Consider the following 2,395-nt stretch of genomic DNA (forward strand, 5'->3'; position numbering starts at 1 on the left):
AAATATGGTAACTGACAACTTTTTCTATAACGCTGAATTATATAGAGACTACAGTGAGCTTGTGATCGAAAGGCAGATGCGGGGGAGTGATTTGCTTATTTGTTGTTTAGATACAGGTAAATACTACGATAGTTTTTCATTGGCAATGTTACATTCTTATTACGAACAAAAGACAGAGATGATCTCATCTGGTTTTTGTCGGATTATGTCTTTGGTTGACAACAATAGTTTTAGAAAAATAAACTGTAAAGGGAACTTCAAAGAAAGGTTATTTAGTAACACCCGAGGTGAATTAGCTGAATATCTAGAGTCTAACAAAGTTAAAATGAAGAATAGCCATTTTTCCATCAATCGAAAAATAGAAAATAAAATCACATTTAATAACTACGACCACGTTAATTTTAATCAGTACAATAGTAGGTTAGATGCGATTGTCATCGCATCATTAACCAATGAGTATCACGATATTGTCTGTAAGCATGCCCATGACATCCTCATACCTGGGGGGCATGTTTTTATCTGTGATAACTCCCGTGCCCCAGAATTTAAAGGAATGCGGTGTTTGAAAAAAGGGGTGTATGTTCGTGTTTAGACGGATTTGCCTGTTGAGGCTCTCTTTGCCATTAATGGAATAAATCAGTTATAGCAGTAGCTGCGTGAGCTACTGCTATTCGTTTTTACGCGTAGGAAGCTTCCGCTTTTCAAAGCAGATTCTTGCATCATGCTAGTTTGAATCGGTTAATTGTACACATGAGATTTTCCGAGATACCTCTGAGTTCTCGGCTCGAATTAGCCATTTCGGTAGATTCGCTCGACACTAAAGTCGCCATATCACTCAAGCTGGCTACGTTACGGTTTATTTCGTTCACGGTGAGTGTTTGCTCTTCAGCAGCAGTTGCAATGTGTTGCGCCATACCTTCGATCTTATTAACTTGCTTGTTACTCTCGTCAATCTTGCATCCTGCCTGCGCGGATAGCTCTGAGGCCTTATTCGCTTTATCAACCCCTTGATGCATTACTGTAACGACATTTTCAGCGCCAACTTGCAACTTTTCTATAATATTTTGAATCTCAAGTGTGGACTCCTGAGTACGTTGAGACAGGGTTCTTACTTCATCAGCTACCACAGCAAAGCCCCGACCATGATCACCAGCCCTAGCGGCTTCAATAGCAGCGTTAAGTGCTAAGAGGTTTGTCTGTTCTGCGACTCCTCGAATAACTTCTAGAACCGTATCAACATTTTTTGCATCAAGCGCTAACTTCTGGACTGCTTGTCCTGCTGAGGTAATGACTTCCGCCATTTCGTTAGCTTCTATCACATTATTTTGAATAATTGAGGAACTCTTCTGTGTCTCCTGCGCTGCAAACCGACTTGCTTCATTTGCTTCAACGGTTCGCCCAGCAACTTCCTCAACGGTAGCAAGCATTTCTGTCATGGCTGTCGCAAGCATATCCACGTCGTTTCTTTGCTGGTTAAGGCTATTATCTATTTGGTGTACCGAATCAGTGAGTTGCGTTGCCGACGCTGATACTTGAGTCCCAATTCCCTGAATCCCGAGCATCATTGATTGAATAGACTCTACAAACTGATTGAAATAACGAGCCAAGAAAATTAGTTCTTTGCTCCCTTCTTCGGGAATACGTTGCGTTAGATCGCCTTCACCTTTTGATAATGCTTTCATCGCAGCCAAAGTACGATTTATTGGGAGAGTGATGGTTTTGATGAAGTAACCAACGATCAGTGAGAGAACCGTTAAAATGCCTATTGCATAACCAATCGATGTCATCTCAGCTCGGTGAGTCGTCGCTTGTAAGGCCACCATATTTACACCAGAACCAACCATCCATCCCCAAGGCTCCAACATTATTGCATAACTGGTTTTTGGCTCTAGCGTTTGTTTGTTCGGGTTTTTCCAATGATAATCAATGAATCCACCACCATTTTTCGAAATGCTGTACATCTCTCTGACAAAGTATTTACCCTTACTATCCTGAAGGTCCATAATATTTTTTCCTAAAAGAGAGGGGACGCCTGTAGCTATTTGCTTTCCTTCTCGATCACCTATAAAGATATAATTCCCATCATCAAATCGCATATTTGAGATGGTTTCCAATGCGCGAGCGCGTGCTTCCTCTTCGCTTAAATTTCCTATTTCACTCTGACTTTGATAATACCTAATAACGCTAACGGCGCTTTGAACTAGCGTTTTCACCCCTTTTTGATAACTCTCACGCACATGTTGGCGTGAGCCGTCTATATTTAAAATGGTATTTGCGAGTAAAGCGATTGCAAATAAAGCAAGAATCGCCCAAACTCTAATAGCAATCGATAGGTTTTTAACTTCTTTAATTATCATGGATTTATCCCCTAACCAAAAATTTCCCAACGTACAAC

Annotated in this window: 2 protein-coding genes; one reads left to right on the top strand and one right to left on the bottom strand. The window is 40.9% G+C overall.

What is annotated here, in order from left to right; all coding sequences use genetic code 11:
- Nucleotides 1–592, top strand: a 592-nt coding sequence (locus BCT81_RS00265) for a CheR family methyltransferase (protein WP_241908125.1), incomplete at its 5' end; no start/stop codon positions are given.
- A 127-nt stretch (nt 593–719) separates the two neighbouring features.
- Here the strand turns inward: BCT81_RS00265 and BCT81_RS00270 are convergent.
- The gene (locus BCT81_RS00270) at nt 720–2,357 is read right to left on the bottom strand and encodes a methyl-accepting chemotaxis protein (protein ID WP_102422934.1); all 1,638 of its coding nucleotides are present in this window, start codon (nt 2,355–2,357) and stop codon (nt 720–722) included.
- Between the last annotated feature and the right edge of the window lie 38 nt (nt 2,358–2,395).

It is taken from the genome of Vibrio sp. 10N.261.52.A1, assembly GCF_002876325.1.
GTDB lineage: Bacteria > Pseudomonadota > Gammaproteobacteria > Enterobacterales > Vibrionaceae > Vibrio > Vibrio chagasii.

Bases quoted from the DNA above. Each gene is read 5' to 3' on its own strand.
- BCT81_RS00270 (WP_102422934.1), bottom strand. From the start codon at position 2,357: ATGATAATTAAAGAAGTTAAAAACCTATCGATTGCTATTAGAGTTTGG.